17 protein-coding genes and 5 tRNA genes are annotated in these 17,248 nt (G+C 70.9%); 8 read left to right on the top strand and 14 right to left on the bottom strand.

Annotated features, from left to right (window positions below; translation table 11 throughout):
• Positions 1–208: 208 nt before the first annotated feature.
• The 3 genes from rpmB (at position 209) to OOK38_RS05360 (ending at position 4,866) form a co-directional block, all read left to right on the top strand.
• Positions 209–394 (top strand): 50S ribosomal protein L28, encoded by a 186-nt coding sequence (gene rpmB, locus OOK38_RS05350; RefSeq protein WP_037625034.1) that lies wholly within the window; start codon positions 209–211, stop codon positions 392–394.
• A gap of 198 nt (positions 395–592) precedes the next feature.
• The gene (locus OOK38_RS05355; RefSeq protein ID WP_266763154.1) at positions 593–3,607 is read left to right on the top strand and encodes a BTAD domain-containing putative transcriptional regulator; all 3,015 of its coding nucleotides are present in this window, start codon (positions 593–595) and stop codon (positions 3,605–3,607) included.
• A 35-nt stretch (positions 3,608–3,642) separates the two neighbouring features.
• On the top strand, positions 3,643–4,866 hold the full coding sequence (locus OOK38_RS05360) for an FAD-dependent monooxygenase (protein ID WP_266763153.1): 1,224 nt from the start codon (positions 3,643–3,645) through the stop codon (positions 4,864–4,866).
• A 198-nt stretch (positions 4,867–5,064) separates the two neighbouring features.
• Here OOK38_RS05360 and OOK38_RS05365 read toward each other — a convergent pair whose 3' ends face one another.
• The gene (locus tag OOK38_RS05365) at positions 5,065–6,030 is read right to left on the bottom strand and encodes a thiamine-phosphate kinase (protein ID WP_266763152.1); all 966 of its coding nucleotides are present in this window, start codon (positions 6,028–6,030) and stop codon (positions 5,065–5,067) included.
• Positions 6,031–6,236: 206 nt separating this feature from the next.
• Here OOK38_RS05365 and OOK38_RS05370 point away from each other — a divergent pair, with 206 nt between their 5' ends.
• Positions 6,237–6,470 carry an Lrp/AsnC family transcriptional regulator gene (locus OOK38_RS05370; RefSeq protein WP_003997603.1) on the top strand — a complete coding sequence of 78 codons (234 nt, stop codon included), beginning with the start codon at positions 6,237–6,239 and terminating at the stop codon, positions 6,468–6,470.
• Between the two features lie 20 nt (positions 6,471–6,490).
• A complete protein-coding gene (locus tag OOK38_RS05375; protein ID WP_266763151.1) occupies positions 6,491–7,000 on the top strand; it encodes a DUF3515 domain-containing protein in 510 nt (169 codons plus the stop codon).
• Between the two features lie 21 nt (positions 7,001–7,021).
• Here OOK38_RS05375 and OOK38_RS05380 read toward each other — a convergent pair whose 3' ends face one another.
• The 3 genes from OOK38_RS05380 to OOK38_RS05390 form a co-directional block, all read right to left on the bottom strand.
• A complete protein-coding gene (locus OOK38_RS05380; protein ID WP_266763150.1) occupies positions 7,022–8,179 on the bottom strand; it encodes a D-alanine--D-alanine ligase family protein in 1,158 nt (385 codons plus the stop codon).
• Positions 8,180–8,296: 117 nt separating this feature from the next.
• Positions 8,297–9,307: an NAD(P)H-dependent glycerol-3-phosphate dehydrogenase gene (locus tag OOK38_RS05385; protein ID WP_266763149.1), complete on the bottom strand. Its 1,011-nt coding sequence runs from the start codon at positions 9,305–9,307 to the stop codon at positions 8,297–8,299.
• Entirely contained in the window at positions 9,304–10,074 is a 771-nt protein-coding gene (locus OOK38_RS05390) for a 1-acyl-sn-glycerol-3-phosphate acyltransferase (protein WP_266763148.1), read from the bottom strand. The genes OOK38_RS05385 and OOK38_RS05390 overlap by 4 nt, the downstream gene beginning before the upstream one ends.
• Before the next feature lie 144 nt (positions 10,075–10,218).
• Between OOK38_RS05390 and cofC the strand changes: the two genes are divergently transcribed.
• Complete coding sequence (cofC, locus tag OOK38_RS05395) at positions 10,219–10,857, top strand: 2-phospho-L-lactate guanylyltransferase (RefSeq protein WP_266763147.1); 639 nt, start codon at positions 10,219–10,221, stop codon at positions 10,855–10,857.
• Positions 10,858–11,167: 310 nt separating this feature from the next.
• Entirely contained in the window at positions 11,168–11,371 is a 204-nt protein-coding gene (locus tag OOK38_RS05400; protein WP_266763146.1) for a hypothetical protein, read from the top strand.
• Between the two features lie 67 nt (positions 11,372–11,438).
• Here OOK38_RS05400 and OOK38_RS05405 read toward each other — a convergent pair whose 3' ends face one another.
• From OOK38_RS05405 to leuC, 4 genes are all read right to left on the bottom strand, one after another.
• Entirely contained in the window at positions 11,439–12,083 is a 645-nt protein-coding gene (locus OOK38_RS05405; RefSeq protein ID WP_266763145.1) for an HU family DNA-binding protein, read from the bottom strand.
• 138 nt (positions 12,084–12,221) lie between these two features.
• The gene (locus OOK38_RS05410) at positions 12,222–12,452 is read right to left on the bottom strand and encodes a hypothetical protein (protein ID WP_266763144.1); all 231 of its coding nucleotides are present in this window, start codon (positions 12,450–12,452) and stop codon (positions 12,222–12,224) included.
• 277 nt (positions 12,453–12,729) lie between these two features.
• Positions 12,730–13,323: a 3-isopropylmalate dehydratase small subunit gene (gene leuD, locus OOK38_RS05415; protein ID WP_266763143.1), complete on the bottom strand. Its 594-nt coding sequence runs from the start codon at positions 13,321–13,323 to the stop codon at positions 12,730–12,732.
• 5 nt (positions 13,324–13,328) lie between these two features.
• Positions 13,329–14,753: a 3-isopropylmalate dehydratase large subunit gene (leuC, locus tag OOK38_RS05420; RefSeq protein WP_266763142.1), complete on the bottom strand. Its 1,425-nt coding sequence runs from the start codon at positions 14,751–14,753 to the stop codon at positions 13,329–13,331.
• A gap of 191 nt (positions 14,754–14,944) precedes the next feature.
• Between leuC and ndgR the strand changes: the two genes are divergently transcribed.
• On the top strand, positions 14,945–15,661 hold the full coding sequence (ndgR, locus tag OOK38_RS05425) for an IclR family transcriptional regulator NdgR (RefSeq protein ID WP_028806673.1): 717 nt from the start codon (positions 14,945–14,947) through the stop codon (positions 15,659–15,661).
• A gap of 215 nt (positions 15,662–15,876) precedes the next feature.
• On the opposite strand, the gene OOK38_RS05430 is transcribed toward ndgR, so the two are convergent.
• The 6 genes from OOK38_RS05430 to OOK38_RS05455 form a co-directional block, all read right to left on the bottom strand.
• Positions 15,877–15,949, bottom strand: a tRNA-Glu gene (locus tag OOK38_RS05430).
• 29 nt (positions 15,950–15,978) lie between these two features.
• Positions 15,979–16,050: transfer RNA gene (locus OOK38_RS05435), tRNA-Gln, on the bottom strand.
• A 16-nt stretch (positions 16,051–16,066) separates the two neighbouring features.
• Positions 16,067–16,139, bottom strand: a tRNA-Glu gene (locus OOK38_RS05440).
• 62 nt (positions 16,140–16,201) lie between these two features.
• A tRNA-Glu gene (locus OOK38_RS05445) sits at positions 16,202–16,274 on the bottom strand.
• 43 nt (positions 16,275–16,317) lie between these two features.
• Positions 16,318–16,389, bottom strand: a tRNA-Gln gene (locus OOK38_RS05450).
• A gap of 90 nt (positions 16,390–16,479) precedes the next feature.
• Positions 16,480–17,214 (bottom strand): HAD family hydrolase, encoded by a 735-nt coding sequence (locus tag OOK38_RS05455; protein WP_266763141.1) that lies wholly within the window; start codon positions 17,212–17,214, stop codon positions 16,480–16,482.
• Positions 17,215–17,248: the final 34 nt, after the last annotated feature.

The raw sequence follows: 17,248 nt of genomic DNA on the forward strand, positions 1-17,248 counted from the left end.
GTTACTGCCGGTAGGGGGCCCCGAGGAGGGCAGCGTGGCAGCCCGGCCGGTCATGGTAGTTTCGTTCTCCGGACGCAGTCGTTGTATGCTGCTCCAGTTGCCCGATCCGATCGGGCCATCCTCCTGGCACCGCCACTCAGATCCTAGATCTTGATTCTCGGCATGCCGGGATCAACCGTAAGTGCATCTGAAGTCTTTGGAGTGACCCGTGGCTGCCAACTGCGACGTCTGCGGCAAGGGGCCGGGCTTCGGCAACAACATCTCGCACTCGCACCGCCGTACACCGCGTCGCTGGAACCCCAACATCCAGCGCGTCCGTACCGTGGTGGGCGGGACGCCGAAGCGCGTGAACGCTTGCACCTCGTGCATCAAGGCCGGCAAGGTCACGCGCTGACAACCGCTAGCGCGCGGCCACTGCTGGTTCGTTTGCACTGAGCCCGTCCACCTCACGGTGGGCGGGTTTTTTGCTGCCCTCTTACGCCGCCCTCATGCGCCGCGCTCGTACGCCGCCCTCGCACGCCGCCTTCATCCGCCGCGGCTCTCCCGCTCTCCCTGTGGCAGGGGCGTTCCGCCGGCTGCCAGAATCTGCCCAATGCGCTTCGGCATCCTGGGCCCCCTCGACATCCGTACCGAGGACGGCGGCCCGCTGGACCCCGGCGGGCCGCGGCCCCGTGCCCTGCTGACCCTGCTGCTCCTCCACGCGGGGCGGACGGTCTCCACGGAGCGCCTGACCGACGGCCTGTACGGTGCCGAGCCGCCGGCCGGAGCCGCCAACGCCCTCCAGTCCCAGATCTCCCGGCTGCGCAAGCGGCTCGGCACCCCTCCGGAGATCCGGGCCACCCCGACCGGTTACCGCATCGACGTCTCCCCCGACTCCGTGGACGCCCACCGCTTCGAGCGCCTGGCCCGCGAAGGGCGCACCGCCCTCACGGCCGGCGATCACATGACCGCGGCGGACCTGCTCCGGGAAGCGCTCGCCCTGTGGCGGGGCCCCGCCCTCGCCGATCTCCCCGACGCGCACGCCCAGGTCGCCCGGCTCGACGAACTGCGGCTCACCGCGTTCCTGGACCGCGTCGACGCCGACCTCGCGCTCGGCGGCGGCCCGGAGCTCGTACCCGAGCTGCGCGAGAGGATCACGTCACATCCGCTGAGCGAGCGTCTCTACGGACAGCTGATGCGGGCCCTGCACGCCGGCGGGCGGCCCGCCGAGGCACTCACGGTGTACGAGGAGGCCCGACGCATCCTCGCCGACGAGCTCGGCACCGACCCCTCGCCCGAATTGTCCGCACTCCACCTGGAGCTGCTCCAGGGCGCGGAGCCGGCTCGGCGGCGCGTGCCGGCCCAGCTCACCCGGTTCATCGGCCGCGACGCGGAACTCCGGCGGGTCCGGACTCTCCTCGCGCAGGACCGCCTGGTGACGCTCACCGGACCGGGCGGAGCCGGAAAGACCCGCCTCGCGATCGAGGCGGCGAGCACCGGCACGTACGCGGACGTGTGCGTCGTCGAGCTGACCGACCTCACCGACGGCTCCCGGATCCCGTACGCCGTGCTCACCGCACTCGGCGTCCGCGAGGGATTCCGTACGCCCGCGAGCGACACCACGCCGCGGCTCCTCGCGGCGCTGGAGGACCGGGAACTGCTGCTGGTGCTGGACAACTGCGAGCACCTGGTCGAGGAGGTGGCCCGGGTGGCCGCCCTGCTGCTCGGCGCGTGCCCCGGCGTGCGGATCCTCGCGACCAGCCGGGAGTCGCTGGGGATCACGGGAGAGCTGCTGTGCCCGGTGCCGGCGCTGCCGCCGGAGGCCGCGGAGCGGCTGTTCCTCGACCGGGCGGCGGCCGTGCGGCCCGGCTTCGGGGGGCACGCGCGCGTCGCCGGTATCTGTGCCGCGCTCGACGGACTGCCGCTGGCCGTCGAACTGGCCGCGGCCCGGCTGCGCACCCTCACCCCCGACGAACTGGCCGACCGTCTCGGCGACCGCTTCCGCGTGCTCTCGCGGGGCGACCGGACCAAGGCGCCCCGGCATCGCACGCTGCGGGCGGTCGTGGAGTGGAGCTGGGACCTGCTGGACGACGAGGAACGGCAGCTGGCCCGGCGGCTGACGGTGTTCTCCGGTGGCGCCACCCTCGCGGCGGTGGAGGCCGTGTGCGCCGTGCCGTATCCCGAGGACCTGCTCGCCTCCTTGGTGGAGAAGTCGCTGCTGGAGTCCGTCGACGGGCGCTACCGGATGCTGGAGACCATCCGCGCGTTCGCCGCCGAACACCTGGTGAGCGCCGGGGAGGAGGACCGGCTGCGGGACGCGCACGCCGGGTACTTCCTCGGCCTGGCCGAAGAGGCGGAACCGCGTCTGCGGGGCGGCGGACAGCTCCCCTGGCTGGGCCGGCTGAGCGCGGAGCTCGGAAACCTGGACGCGGCCCTGCGCCATCTCGTCAGCGCCGACCCGCGACGGGCGCTGCTCCTCATGGCCGCCCTGTCCTGGTTCTGGCGCCTGCGCGGGCTGCACGGCGAGCAGGTGCCGCTCGCCCACGCGCTGCTGACGGCCCTCGGCGACTCTCCTCCGCGGGGGCTGACGGAGGAGTACGTCCTGTGCCTGATCAACACGGTCTCCGGCGACGGCGAGGATCCCCGCGCGCAGGAGCGCCTGGACCGGGCCGCCGTCCTGCTCGGCACCCTGACCGGGCCGCTGCGCCTGCCCTTCGCCCTCGTGCTGTGGTCCGTCGCGGACGGGCCGCGCCGGGTCACCGGCGACCAGGTACGCCGGCAGGTCGGCGACGCCCCCTGGGGGCTGGCCCTGCTGGAGCTCGGCGACGGCCTCCAGCAGATGTTCGCCGGGCGGCCCGAGGCGGCCGAGGCGGCCTTCGCCCGGGGGCTGACCGGATTCCGGGCCACCGGGTGCCGCTGGGGCCTGGCCAGCTGTCTCGACTGGCTGGCCCTGCTGGCCGACGTGCGCGGCGAGCACCGGCGTGCCCTGGGGCTGATCGACGAGGCCCTGACCTACGTACGGGCGCTGGCGGCGTCGGAGGAGACCGGTGACCTGTTGCAGCGCCGGGCCACCGTCCTGCTGCATCTCGGGGACCTCGAAGGGGCGGCCGCGCACTACACCCGCGCCGCCTCCCTGGCCCGTACGGCAGGTGCGGCGGACAAGGTCGCGGCCGCCCGTCGCGGCCTCGGCGACACGGCCAGGCTCCGCGGGGAGACGGCACACGCGCGCGTGCACTACGAAAGCGCCCTGGAGGCGTGCGCGGGGAACTGGTTCAGCGTCGGCGAGTCCGTGCGGATCCTCATCGGGCTGGGCCGCACCGCCCTCGCCGAGGGGCGCGCGGGCGAGGCCCGTGACTGGTTCGCCCAGGCCGGCACCCTCGCCCACGAGGTGCACGGGGGGCTCGAACTCGCGGACGTCGCCGAGGCGTCGGCCGCCGTCGCCGGGTCTCCCGCCCGGGCGGCCGTCCTGCTTGGCGCGGCCGTCGTCCTGCGGGGCTGCGCGGCCGACGGAGACCCGGAGATCGTCCGTACGACGGACGGCGTACGAAAGCGGCTCTCCCCGGAGGCGTACGGCAAGGCCTTCCGGGAGGGACGAAAGCTCGGGGCGGCGGCGGTCAGCGAACGGTAGGGGCACGGTCAGCGCCGCAGGCGAAGGTCCTGGCCATGACGAAGAACCCGAAGGACAGCCCCACGGGCAGGCTCGCCCACCTGCACGTCCTGATCTCCGGCGCCAGCATCGCCGGACCCGCCCTCGCCCTCGGTCTCGCCCGGTACGGCGCCCGTGTCACCGTCGTCGAGAAGGCGCCCGATCTGCGTGAGGGCGGGTTCGCGGTCGACTTCCGGGGCCATGTGCACCGGACCGTGCTGACCTCGATGGGGATCTGGGACGAGATCCACGCCCGGCAGACCCGCATGGGCGGGCAGACCGTCGTCGACGCGGACGGCACCCCGCGGGTCGCTCTGCCGGCCGAGATGATGAGCGGTGACGTGGAGATCCTCCGCGGCGATCTGGCCCGGATCATGTACGAGCGCACCGCGGACCGCGTCGAGTACGTCTTCGGCGACTCGATCGCCACGCTCGACGAGTCCCCCGAGGGCGTCGACGTGACCTTCGAACGCGGCGCGCCCCGCCGCTTCGACCTCGTCGTGGGCGCCGACGGACTGCACTCCCTCACCCGACGTCTGGTGTTCGGCGACGAGTCCCGCCACCTGCGCTTCCTGGACCACTACGTGGCGGGGTTCGGCGTCCCGAACGACCTGGGCCTGGACCGTGCCGGCCGGCTGTACAGCGAGCCGGGCCGGGCGGTCGCCATCGGCAACTACGACGGCGATCCGGACCGGGCGGGCGCGCTGCTCGTCTTCCGGTCCGAGAAGCTGGAGTTCGACCGGCGTGACGTGGCCGCCCAGAAGCGGATCCTGGCCGAGCGGTTCGCCGGGATGGGCTGGGAGGCCCCGCGTGTTCTCAAGGCGCTGGAGGAGACCGACACCCTGTACTTCGACGCCATCGCCCAGATCCACGTCGACCGGCTGACCCGGGGGCGGGTGGCGCTGCTCGGGGACGCCGGGTACGGCGCCACCATGGGCGGCATGGGGACCGGCGTCGCGATCGTGGCGGCGTACGTCCTGGCCGGTGAACTGGCGCTGGCGGACGGCGACCACCGCACCGCGTTCGCCGAGTACGAGGCACGGATCCGGGACTTCGCCAAGGGCTGCCAGAAGATCTCCGGGAACGCGGGCCCCTTCTTCGCGCCGGCGACCGAGCGCAGGATCCGCAGCCGCGACCTGATGTACCGGCTGCTGAGCTCACGGCTGCTCGCGGGCTTCTTCAAGAAGCTCACCGAGAAGGCCGCGACCGGCATCGAGCTGCGGGACTATCCGCGTCCGTGAGCCACGGGCGCGGGTCCTTCGCGGGCCGGGCCCCACCCGTGCGGGCCCGGCGGCCGCGGACAACTCGGCCACTCCCCGTCGGCATTCCGCCGCGAACGGCCCACCGGGCCGACGGGCGCCGTCATTTCGCCCTCCGGACCCCGAAGTACGTCCGCCGGACGGCACGTTGGCCACCGGCGGCCCACCCGCGCGACGGCCTCAGGACTCGATGTCCCCGAAGTGGTCCCAGCCGCCCTTGCTCGTCCAGGGGGCGCCGTCCACGGTGACCTGGGGCAGCGCCGACGGGTTGAGGACCTCGCCGATCACCTTCCAGCGCGCGGGGAGCTTCACGTCCGGCGGGAACGTCGCGACGATCGCGTGGTCCTCGCCGCCGGTGAGCACCCACTGGATGGGGTCGACGCCGACGGCCTGACCGATGTCGTTCATCTGGGAGGGGATGTCGATGTCCCCGGAGCGGACGTCGATGCGCACCTTGCTCGCCTCGGCGATGTGGCCGAGGTCGGCGATCAGCCCGTCGCTGACGTCCGTCATCGAGGTCGCGCCGAGCCCGGCGGCGGCCGGACCGGCGTGGTACGGCGGTTCGGGACGGCGGTGGGCCTCCACGAAGGCGCGCGGCGAGCGGAAGCCCCGGGAGAGCACCGCGAACCCGGCCGCGGACCAGCCCAGCCAGCCGGTCACGGCGACGACGTCACCGGGCTGCGCTCCGGCCCGGGTGACCGGCTCGTGGTTGCGCAGATCGCCGAGCGCGGTGATCGCGATCGTGATGGTCTCGCCCCGTACGACATCCCCGCCGACCACGGCCGCGCCCGCGACCTGGCACTCGTCGCGCAGCCCGTCCATCAGCTCGGAGGGCCAGGTGGCCGGGAGCTCGGCGGGTACGACCAGGCCGAGCAGCAGCGCGGTCGGTACGGCGCCCATCGCGGCGATGTCCGCGAGGTTCTGCGCGGCCGCCTTGCGTCCGACGTCGTACGCCGTGGACCAGTCTCGGCGGAAGTGCCGTCCCTCGAGGAGGATGTCGGTGCTCGCCACGACCCTGCGGTCCGGCGCGGCCACCACCGCGGCGTCGTCGCCGGGACCGACCCGGACCGCCGGGGTGGTGGTGAGACGCGAGGTGAGCTCTCGGATGAGCCCGAACTCCCCCAACTCGCCCACGGTGCCCTTCATGATCGTCGTGCTCCCTCTGTCGCTGCTCGTGCCCGGTCGCGAGCCGTCTCCGTAGTCGGTACGGTCGAGTTGACCGTCAACTTGTGCAGTCCGTCCACCCCGGCGCGCAAGCCCCAGTCACCGCGGGTCTCCCCGCGGCGAGCGGCAACGCGATACCGTGGCGTTCCTTTTCCCCACATGATCCTCGTGGCCGCCCTGGAGGTTCCGTGGTACAGGCGTACATCCTGATCCAGACGGAGGTCGGCAAAGCGTCGACCGTCGCCGAGACGATCAGCAAGATCCCGGGGGTGATCCAGGCCGAGGACGTGACAGGACCGTACGACGTCATCGTGCGCGCCCAGGCCGACACGGTCGACGACCTCGGTCGCATGGTGGTCGCCAAGGTCCAGCAAGTGGACGGCATCACCCGCACCCTGACCTGCCCGGTCGTGCACCTGTAGCCCCCGTCTACCCTTGGCCGGTGAACATCTTCCGTCACCGGCGCACCGCTCTCCTCGGGCTGCCCGCTCTCGCGACGCTGATCGCGATCGCGGGCTGCTCCTCAGCAGACGACAGCGCGTCCGTCGCGGTTCCGAGTCCGGACACGAAGGTCACCGAGCTGTGCCAGAACCTGGACAAGGCGCTGCCGCGGACGTTGGACGGCCACAGCCGCGAGGACCCGGAGCCCCGTTCCGCGCTGACCGCGGGCTGGGGAAGCCCGGCGATCATACTGCGCTGCGGTGTCGAGCGGCCTCCGAAGATGGTCGACCCGAAGGTGGCGAAGGGCGACGACCCGAAAGCGGTCGGCGGCGGTGTGAACGGCGTCGACTGGCTGATGGAGAAGCAGGACGACGGAATGACCCGCCTCACCACCGCTTCGCGTCTGGCCTACGTCCAGGTGACGGTGCCCAGGAGCGACGATGTCTCCGGGGTGCTCGTCGATCTCGCCGCCTCCGTCAAGAAGGCGATCCCCGAGGGGATCGCCTCCTGACAGCAGTGTCCCGCGGGATGCTCAGCGCAGCCCCGTGGAGCGTCGCAGCGCCGCCTGCACCAGGCGGTCGACGAGCTCCGAGTAGCCGACGCCCGTCTCCTGCCACATCCGCGGGTACATGGAGATCGGCGTGAAGCCCGGCATCGTGTTGATCTCGTTGATCACGAACTCGCCGTCCTCGGTGAGGAAGAAGTCCGCGCGGACCAGGCCCTCGCAGGACGCGGCCTCGAAGGCCTCGACGGCCAGGCGGCGGACCTCGGCGGTCTGCTCCTCGGTGAGCGGCGCGGGCACGATCCCGTCGGCCGAGTCGATGTACTTGGCCTCGAAGTCGTAGAAGGCGTGCGCCTGCACGGGCGGGATCTCCGCGGGCACCGAGGCGCGCGGCCCGTCCTCGAACTCCAGGACACCGCACTCGATCTCGCGGCCGCGCAGCAGCGCCTCCACGATGATCTTCGGGTCGTGCCGCTGGGCCTCCGCGATCGCCTCGTCGAGACCCGAGAGGTCGTCGACCTTGGTGATGCCGAAGGAGGAACCCGCGCGCGCGGGCTTCACGAACAGCGGCCAGCCGTGCTCGCCCGCGAAGTCGACGATCTTCTTGCGGGCGGCGGACTCGTCCTGCTGCCACTCGCGCGGCCGGATCACCACGTACGGGCCCACCTTCAGGCCGAACGAGGTGAACACCCGCTTCATGTAGTCCTTGTCCTGGCCGACGGCCGAGGCGAGCACGCCCGAGCCGACGTAGGGGACCCCGGACAGTTCCAGCAGGCCCTGGAGGGTGCCGTCCTCGCCGTACGGGCCGTGCAGCATCGGGAAGACGACGTCGACCTCGCCGAGCGCCTTGGGAACCGAACCGGGCTCGCTGTAGACGACTTCGCGGTTGGCGGGGTCGACGGGGAGCACCACGCCGCCCTCGCTGGACTCGGCGAGCTGGTCGACGCTGGGCTGCTTGCGGTCGATGATCGCCATGCGTTCCGGCTCGTCCGCGGTGAGCGCCCAACGGCCGTCCTGGGTGATGCCGATCGGCAGTACGTCGTACTTCGTACGGTCGATCGCGCTGAGGACGGCGCCGGCCGTGACCACGGAGATCCCGTGTTCGGAGCTGCGGCCGCCGAAGACGACGGCCACGCGCGGCTTGCGAGGCGGCTGCTCAGGGCTCTGGGGGAGGTTCTCGGTGCTCATATCGCGTTGAGAGTACCCGGTGGTACGGCGGTGAGTCAGCGCCCCACGGCGGCCGTTGCTCAGCGTCGTACGCACCGTTGCGGAGCGTCGCCCACCCTGCCCTCCGGCGGGGCCGGATCAGCGGCGTTCGGGCTTCGCGCTGCGCGACATCAGCTCCTTGAGGGCGACCACCGGGGGCTTGCCCTCGTGGACGATGCTGACGACGGTCTCCGTGATCGGCATGTCGACACCGTGCCTGCGGGCCAGATCCAGCACGGACTCGCAGGACTTGACGCCCTCAGCGGTCTGCCGGGTGACCGCGATGGTCTCCTGGAGGGTCATGCCCCTGCCGAGGTTGATGCCGAAGGTGTGGTTGCGGGAGAGCGGCGAGGAGCAGGTCGCGGCGAGGTCGCCGAGGCCCGCGAGGCCGGAGAACGTCATCGGGTCCGCGCCCATGACGAGTCCGAGCCGGGTGGTCTCGGCGAGGCCGCGGGTGATGAGCGAGCCCTTGGCGTTGTCGCCCAGGCCCATGCCGTCGGCGATGCCGACGGCGAGACCGATCACGTTCTTGACGGCGCCGCCGAGTTCGCAGCCCACCACGTCGGTGTTCGTGTACGGGCGGAAGTACGGCGTGTGGCAGGCGGCCTGGATGCGCCGGGCCACCGCCTCGTCGCGGCAGGCGACGACGCCGGCCGCCGGCATCCGCTGGGCGACCTCCTTGGCGAGGTTGGGCCCCGTGACGACGGCGACGCGGTCCGCGGAGACCTTGGCGACCTCCTCGATCACCTCGCTCATCCGCTTCACGGTGCCGAGTTCGACGCCCTTCATGAGCGAGACGAGCACCGTGTCCGGGGCGAGCAGCGGCACCCACTCCGCGAGGTTCCCGCGCAGCGTCTGGGAGGGCACGGCGAGCACGGTGAAGTCGGCGCCGCGCGCGGCCTCGGCCGGGTCGGCGGTGGCCCGCAGGTTCTCGGGCAGTTCGATGCCCGGGAGGTAGTCCGGGTTCATCCGCGTGGAGTTGACCGCGTCGGCGAGTTCGGGACGGCGCGCCCACAGAGTGACGTCGCACCCCGCGTCGGCCAGCACCATGCCGAAGGCCGTACCCCACGATCCGGTCCCGAAGACGGCCGCCTTGACCGGCTTGCTCACGTGCCCTGCCCTTCTTCCTGCTGTGCTTTCGACTTGGCCGCGGCCCTGCGGCGCTGCGCGATCCGCACCTCGCGCGGGTCGTACACGTTCTCGGGCGCCTTCTCGCCGCGGATCAGCTCCAGCTGCGCGGTGACGGCGGCCATGATGACCTCGGTGGCCTCCTTCAGGAGGTCCGGACTCATCTCCCGGTCGTAGAAGCGCGAGAGGTCCACCGGCGGGCCCGCGAGCACGCGGTGGGTCTTGCGCGGAAGGATGTCGGGCTTCTTGGCGTACGGGGCCAGCAGTTCGTTGGCGCCCCACTGGGCGACCGGAATCACCGGGCACTTGGTCTCCAGGGCGACCCTCGCCGCACCGGTCTTGCCGGTCATCGGCCAGCCGTCGGGGTCCCGGGTGAGCGTGCCCTCGGGGTAGAACGCGACGCACTCACCGCGTTCCACGGCGTCGATCGCGGCCCGGAAGGCGCTCAGCGCGTCGGTGCTCTCGCGGTAGACGGGAATCTGTCCGGTGCCGCGCATCGCGGCACCGACGAATCCCTTCTTGAAAAGACCGGCCTTCGCCAGGAAGCGCGGAACACGCCCGGTGTTGTACTGGTAGTGCGCATACGCGAACGGGTCCACGTGGGAATTGTGGTTCACCGCGGTGATAAATCCGCCCTCGGCCGGAATGTTCTCCATTCCGCGCCAGTCCCGCTTGATCAGAAGCACCAGCGGCGGTTTGCAGAGAACCGCTGCGAAGCGGTACCAGAAGCCGATTCTGCGGCGGGGCACGCGGCCACCTTCCTCTAGAGCCTGGGGGGCCGCACAAGTGTCGCTCCAGGCCGCCTGTCTGTCGAGAACACCGTACGCCCCGGCGTCCGGACCGCCAGGGTGACCGGGTCACAATAAGGCGTGACTGGAGAGGGCGGAGCGCTCGTGCGGTGGACTGTGGTCGTACCCCTCAAACCTTTGGCCCGGGCCAAGAGCAGGCTGGCGGACACGGCCTCGGACGTCCTGCGCCCCGGCCTCGCCCTCGCGTTCGCGCAGGACACCGTGGCAGCGGCACTGGCCTGCGCCGCGGTCCGGGATGTGGCGGTCGTCACGGGTGACGCCCTGGCCGGGCGGGAGCTGTCCGCGCTGGGCGCGCGCATCGTCGCGGACGAACCGGGAGGCGGCCTCAACGCGGCGCTGGCGCACGGCGCGGCGGTCGTACGGTCCCGGGATCCCGAAAGTTCCGTTGCGGCCCTGAACGCCGATCTGCCCGCTCTGCGGCCTTTGGAATTGGCCCGGGTGCTGGCCGCCGCCGCCGAATTCCCGCGCGCTTTTCTGGCCGATGCGGCTGCAATCGGCACCACTCTCCTGGCCGCTTCCCCGGGCCTGGAATTGCTCCCCGCTTTCGGCGGCGATTCCCGCGCCCGCCATCGCGCGTCGGGAGCCGCGGAACTGCGTCTCGACGCGGTGGATTCGGTACGCCAGGACGTGGACACCCGGGACGATCTGCGGGCGGCGCTGACACTCGGCGTGGGGCCGCGCACGGCCGCGGCGGCTGCGCGGCTGCTGATTCCCGGGCAGTAGGTTCCCGGGCGGGACGCCGGTTCACCGAGAGCGGGCCGGTTCACCGGAGCGGTCGGGTTCGCCGGAGCGATCGGGTTCCCCGAAGGGGTCCGGTTAGCCGGGGGGGCGGGTTCCCCGGCCGCGGACCGATGTCCTGACCGTGTGCCGATGTCCCGCCGTTGGGCCGTCCGTGGCCGGCCGGGACTTCCCGGCACTTCCGGCACTTCACTTCCGGCACTTCGCTTCCGGCACTTCCTGACCCGCCGCGAGGCCCGGCGTCACCGCGTCCCTCGCCCGGCGCTCGGCGCGGCGGGGTCAGTAGGCTGCCCCCATGCAGGCGACCTCGTACACGTACGACCCCGAGACCCGCAGCGGACAGGTGCTGCTCGACGACGGCACCCCGGTGCCCTTCGACGGGGCGGCGTTCGAAGCCGGCGGGCTGCGGCTGCTGCGGCCCGGGCAGCGCGTGCGGATCGAGACCGAGGGGGAGGGTGAGGGGCGCCGGATCACCCTGATCACCCTGCAGACGTTCTGAACACGCCGCGGGCCGGGCTCCCGGTGGGAGCCCGGCCCGGCGCGTGAGGTACCGCTGCGCCCGGCTTCTAGCGGGCGGTGGCCTTCTTGGCGGTGGTCTTGCGAGCCGTCGACTTCTTGGCGGGGGCCTTCTTGGCGGTGGCCTTCTTCGCCGGGGCCTTCTTGGCCGTGGTCTTCTTGGCCGCGGTCGTCTTCGCCGCGGTCTTCTTGGCGGCCGCGGTGGTCTTCTTCGCGGTCGTCTTCTTCGCCGTGGTCTTCTTCGCGGCGGCGGTGGTCTTCTTCGCGACCGTCTTCTTCGCCACCGCGGTCTTCCTGGCGGTCGCCTTCTTGGCGGTGGTGGCCTTCTTGGCCGCGGCCTTCTTCACCGTGGCCGAAGCTCCGCCGGAGAGGCTGCCCTTCGGGGCCTTCTTGACCGCGACATCGTTCTTCGGGAGCTTCTTCGAGCCGCTCACCAGGTCCTTGAAGCCCTGGCCCGCGCGGAAGCGGGGGACGGAGGTCTTCTTGACCCGGACACGCTCACCCGTCTGCGGGTTGCGGGCGTAACGAGCGGGACGGTCAACCTTCTCGAAGGAACCGAAGCCGGTGACCGAGACCCGGTCTCCGCCGACAACCGCACGGACGATGGCGTCCAGTACCGCGTCGACCGCGTCGGCGGCCTGCTGACGCCCGCCGACCTTGTCGGCAATCGCTTCTACGAGCTGCGCCTTGTTCACGTCTTCCCCTTCGGAGACATTGCCCGAACGAATGCGTTCAAGCTTTTTCGCACGTTAGGCAGATATATACCGCAAATCAAACACGAAACGGGCTAATCACCCTTGTGCCGCAACGAACTCGGGCCGCAGCGGAGTTCCTCAGCGTTCCCCTTCGAGGAATCGACCCTCGTCGAGGTCGGTGGTGAACCGCTCCAGCCGCCTTGTCGCGTCGGCGAGATCGTGCTTGGCCACGGCCGTAATGACCAGCAGCTTCCGGGTCAGCGCCATCCGTACGCCCTCCGGGACTTGCAGTGCGCGCACTCTTGTGTGCGCTTCCTTGAGTTGGGCCGCGACTGCCACGTAGAGCTCGAGTTGGCCGTCGTGTTCCATGCACAGATTGTGCCATCTGGGGCGAGTTGTCGCCTGCGCAGGGGGTAACTGCCGTACCCCGAAGGCCTGCTGAGCACCCCGGCCGGAAGCGGCGCCCACATGCGTGTACCCAGGCAACATCCCCTGTAACTAGGGGAGTTGACAGTCATCTCCGGGGTGCCCTGGAGCCGTCCGGGGGCAGACACAGCTGTACCCCCAACCGTCCACGATTGGGGGTACAGAGGGGTGTTGCGGTGGCTGAAATCAGTCTTGCCACGGCCGCGTCGCGGCCCGCGCGTCAGACCTGCAGCGTCTTCGGCTTGTGCGACGGCCGCTTGCTCTCGTACGCCGCGATGTCGCCCTCGTTCTGGAGGGTGATGGAGATGTCGTCCAGCCCGTTCAGCAGCCGCCAGCGGGCGTTCTCGTCGAGCTCGAAGGCGGCGGTGACGCCCTCGGCGCGCACCTCACGGGCCTCCAGGTCGACCGTGATCTCGGCCTGCGGGTCCTTCTCCGACAGCTCCTGGAGCGCGTCCACGATCTTCTGCTCCAGAACCACCGTGAGCAGGCCGTTCTTGAGCGAGTTGCCGCGGAAGATATCCGCGAACCGGGACGAGATCACGGTCTTGAAGCCGTAGTTCTGGAGCGCCCAGACGGCGTGCTCGCGGGAGGAGCCCGTACCGAAGTCGGGACCCGCCACCAGCACCGTGGCGCCCTTGCGCTCGGGCTGGTTGAGGATGAAGGACGGGTCCTTGCGCCAGGCCTCGAAGAGACCGTCCTCGAAGCCGTCCCTGGTCACCTTCTTGAGCCAGTGGGCGGGGATGATCTGGTCGGTGTCGACGTTGCTGCGGCGCAGCGGGACGGCCCGGCCGGTGTGCGTGGTGAATGCTTCCATGGCTCTCAGACTCCAGCGGGCACAGGGGCGTCGGACAGGTCGGCCGGGGAGGCCAGGTGGCCGAGGACCGCCGACGCGGCGGCGACCTGCGGCGAGACCAGGTGCGTACGGCCGCCCTTGCCCTGCCTGCCCTCGAAGTTGCGGTTGGAGGTGGACGCGGAGCGCTCACCGGGGGCCAGCTGGTCGGGGTTCATGCCCAGGCACATCGAGCAGCCCGCGTGCCGCCATTCGGCGCCGGCCTCCTTGAAGACCACGTCCAGGCCCTCGGAGACGGCCTGGAGACCGACCCGCGCGGAGCCGGGGACGACCAGCATCCGTACGCCGTCGGCGACTTTGCGGCCCTCGACGATCTCGGCGGCCGCCCGCAGGTCCTCGATACGGCCGTTGGTGCACGAACCTACGAAGACGGTGTCGACCTTGATGTCGCGCAGCGGCTGCCCGGCGGTCAACCCCATGTATTCCAGGGCCTTTTCGGCGGCGTGGCGCTCCGAAGCGTCTTCGTACGAAGCCGGGTCGGGGACGTTCGCCGAAAGCGGCGCGCCCTGGCCGGGGTTGGTGCCCCAGGTGACGAACGGCGACAGGGAGGCGGCGTCGATGACGACCTCCGCGTCGAATTCGGCGTCGTCATCGGACTTCAGGGTCTTCCAGTACGCGACAGCGGCGTCCCACTCCTCGCCCTCGGGGGCGTGGGCGCGGCCCTTGAGGTACGCGAAGGCGGTCTCGTCGGGGGCGATCATGCCCGCGCGGGCGCCGGCCTCGATCGACATGTTGCAGATGGTCATCCGGGCCTCCATCGAGAGCTTCTCGATGGCGGAGCCGCGGTATTCCAGGATGTAGCCCTGGCCGCCACCCGTACCGATCTTGGCGATGATCGCCAGGATCAGGTCCTTGGCGCTGACGCCGTCGGGCAGCTCGCCGTCGACGGTGATGGCCATGGTCTTCGGGCGGGCCAGCGGCAGCGTCTGGGTGGCCAGCACATGCTCGACCTGCGAGGTGCCGATGCCGAACGCCAGGGCGCCGAAGGCTCCGTGCGTGGAGGTGTGCGAGTCACCGCAGACCACGGTGGTGCCCGGCTGGGTCAGACCCAGCTGCGGTCCCACCACGTGCACCACGCCCTGCTCGACGTCGCCCAGCGAGTGCAGTCGTACGCCGAACTCGGCGGCGTTCTTGCGCAGCGTCTCCAGCTGGACCCGGGAGACCGGGTCCGCGATGGGCTTGTCGATGTCGAGGGTCGGGGTGTTGTGATCCTCGGTGGCGATGGTGAGGTCGAGGCGGCGCACCGGGCGCCCCGCCTGACGCAGACCGTCGAAGGCCTGCGGGCTGGTCACCTCGTGCAGCAGGTGCAGATCGATGAAGAGGAGGTCGGGCTCGCCCTCGGCGCGCCGGACGACATGGTCGTCCCAGACCTTCTCCGCGAGTGTCCTACCCATCGCTTTCCCTCCGGCCGGCTTGTGTGGCGCCGGCCCAACTAGAGATTTCCGGGGCGGTGGACGTTCGTACCCCTCGTACCGGACGTCGTCCGCCGGACCCGTTGGTTCGCGGGCCGCTGTGTCTACAAGGGTGGCGCGTTCCACCGGAAATTGAACTTGCGTTTCACAGAGTGAGACGCGAGTATCGTTTCATGGACAACAGTAGCGGCGTCGGCGTTCTGGACAAGGCAGCCCTTGTCCTGAGCGCTCTGGAGTCCGGTCCGGCCACCCTCGCGGGCCTGGTCGCGGCGACCGGACTGGCACGACCCACGGCACATCGCCTCGCCGTGGCACTTGAACACCACCGCATGGTGGCGCGCGACATGCAGGGCCGTTTCATTCTCGGGCCCCGCCTCGCCGAGCTGGCCGCGGCCGCGGGTGAGGATCGTCTCCTCGCGACGGCGGGGCCGGTGCTCACGCATCTGCGGGACATCACGGGCGAGAGCGCGCAGCTCTACCGCCGCCAGGGCGACATGCGTATCTGCGTCGCCGCGGCCGAGCGGCTGTCCGGCCTGCGGGACACCGTCCCGGTCGGCTCGACCCTCACCATGAAGGCCGGTTCCTCCGCCCAGATCCTGATGGCCTGGGAAGAGCCGGAGCGGCTGCACCGCGGTCTGCAGGGCGCCCGCTTCACCGCCACCGCCCTGTCGGGAGTACGGCGTCGGGGCTGGGCCCAGTCGATCGGTGAGCGCGAGCCGGGCGTGGCGTCCGTCTCCGCGCCGGTCCGCGGGCCCTCGAACCGTGTCGTGGCCGCCGTGTCGGTCTCCGGACCGATCGAGCGCCTGACCCGTCACCCGGGCCGGATGCACGCCCAGGCGGTCATCGACGCCGCCGGCCGTCTCTCCGAGGCCCTGCGCCGCACGGGCTGACCTTCTCTCCACTCCCGCGCGACGGGACGGGCCGGCCTCAACGCCGCGGCAGGCCCTCCCCGATGCGCACCGTCCCGTACGCGGGGTGTGCCGGCCCCGAGGCCCGCGCACCCCGCGCCTTTTTCCGGCGTGACCGAACTCATGGCGCAGGACGCCGAGTTGATCCCGGAACGCCGAAAGGGCCCCCACCGGAGTGGAGACCCTTTCGAACTGCGTACCCCCGACCGGATTCGAACCGGCGCTACCGCCTTGAGAGGGCGGCGTGCTAGGCCGCTACACAACGGGGGCCTTGGATCTTGCGTTTCCGCAGACCCGAGCTGGGCTACCAGGACTCGAACCTAGAATGACGGTACCAGAAACCGTAGTGTTGCCAATTACACCATAGCCCATGGTGGTTTAGACCAGTACCCCCGACCGGATTCGAACCGGCGCTACCGCCTTGAGAGGGCGGCGTGCTAGGCCGCTACACAACGGGGGCCCTAGCGATCCTGCATGAGAGTCAGCGGGTGCGACCCGAGCTGTCTCCCTGGGAAGGATCTGTACCCCCGACCGGATTCGAACCGGCGCTACTGCCGTGAGAGGGCAGCGTGCTGGGCCGCTACACAACGGGGGCGTTGCGGATCTGGATCTCCGCGTGTGCAGATGAGCTCTGCGAGCTGGCCTACCAGGACTCGAACCTAGAATGACGGTACCAGAAACCGTAGTGTTGCCAATTACACCATAGGCCACTGAAACGCAACCCCACTCGGGGATTTTGTTTTAGCTAGCACCTCCGGGCTCCGGCCTTTCGGCCCGCTCCCGGCGGCGCAGAAAGAACATTACCCGAAGGTGGACCACGCTCCAAAACGGGTATCGGTGCCGAGCAACGCGGGGAGTTCGGTCAGCGACGAGATGCGGTGCGGACCCGTCGGCGGACCGTCTGACGCGAGGTGCGCGCCGTCCCGGTCGATCCAGACGGAGAGCAGGCCCGCCTCGGCGGCGCCCCGTCCGTCGATCTCCGGGTGGTCGCCGACGTAGGCGACCCGGTGCGGTGGCAGGTCCAGGGCCTCGCAGGCCGCGTGGAAGGCGGCCGCGGCGGGCTTGGAGACGCCGAGTTCGACGGCGCACAGGATCGCCTCGAAGCGGTCGCGCACACCGAGGACGCGCAGCTTGCGGTCCTGCACGAGGAGGCTGGAGTTGGACAGGACCGCGTGCCGGTGGCTGACCACGAGGCTGTCCAGGACGGGCAGGACGTCAGGGAAGAGGGTCCAGGCGCATTCGTAGTGGGTGACGTACCTGTCGAACCACGCGTCGGCCTCGCTGTCGCTCAGCGGCTCCCCCAGGAACACCCTGACGCGCTCCCGGCGCTGGCCCTGCCAGTCCGTCTCACCGGCCGAGAACCTCGCCCACTGCGCGTCGGTGATCTCCCGCCAGCGCGCGAGGGCCTGCTCGACGGAGGGGTGTCCGTCGAGCAGGCCCTCGGCCACGAGGTGGTCCCGCATGCCCGCACGGTCGGCGGCTGTGTAGTCGAAGATCGTGTCGTCGATGTCCCAGACCACGGCGTCGATGCTCATGGACCGACCGTATCCCCGGGCCCGGTGAGCTGTC

Source organism: Streptomyces sp. NBC_00568 (assembly GCF_026341855.1).
Classification (GTDB): Bacteria; Actinomycetota; Actinomycetes; order Streptomycetales; family Streptomycetaceae; genus Streptomyces.

Bases quoted from the DNA above. Each gene is read 5' to 3' on its own strand.
- OOK38_RS05355 (WP_266763154.1), top strand. From the start codon at position 593: ATGCGCTTCGGCATCCTGGGCCCCCTCGACATCCGTACCGAGGACGGC.
- OOK38_RS05360 (WP_266763153.1), top strand. From the start codon at position 3,643: ATGACGAAGAACCCGAAGGACAGCCCCACGGGCAGGCTCGCCCACCTG.
- OOK38_RS05365 (WP_266763152.1), bottom strand. From the start codon at position 6,030: ATGAAGGGCACCGTGGGCGAGTTGGGGGAGTTCGGGCTCATCCGAGAG.
- OOK38_RS05380 (WP_266763150.1), bottom strand. From the start codon at position 8,179: ATGAGCACCGAGAACCTCCCCCAGAGCCCTGAGCAGCCGCCTCGCAAG.
- OOK38_RS05400 (WP_266763146.1), top strand. From the start codon at position 11,168: ATGCAGGCGACCTCGTACACGTACGACCCCGAGACCCGCAGCGGACAG.
- OOK38_RS05410 (WP_266763144.1), bottom strand. From the start codon at position 12,452: ATGGAACACGACGGCCAACTCGAGCTCTACGTGGCAGTCGCGGCCCAA.
- leuD (WP_266763143.1), bottom strand. From the start codon at position 13,323: ATGGAAGCATTCACCACGCACACCGGCCGGGCCGTCCCGCTGCGCCGC.
- leuC (WP_266763142.1), bottom strand. From the start codon at position 14,753: ATGGGTAGGACACTCGCGGAGAAGGTCTGGGACGACCATGTCGTCCGG.
- ndgR (WP_028806673.1), top strand. From the start codon at position 14,945: ATGGACAACAGTAGCGGCGTCGGCGTTCTGGACAAGGCAGCCCTTGTC.
- OOK38_RS05455 (WP_266763141.1), bottom strand. From the start codon at position 17,214: ATGAGCATCGACGCCGTGGTCTGGGACATCGACGACACGATCTTCGAC.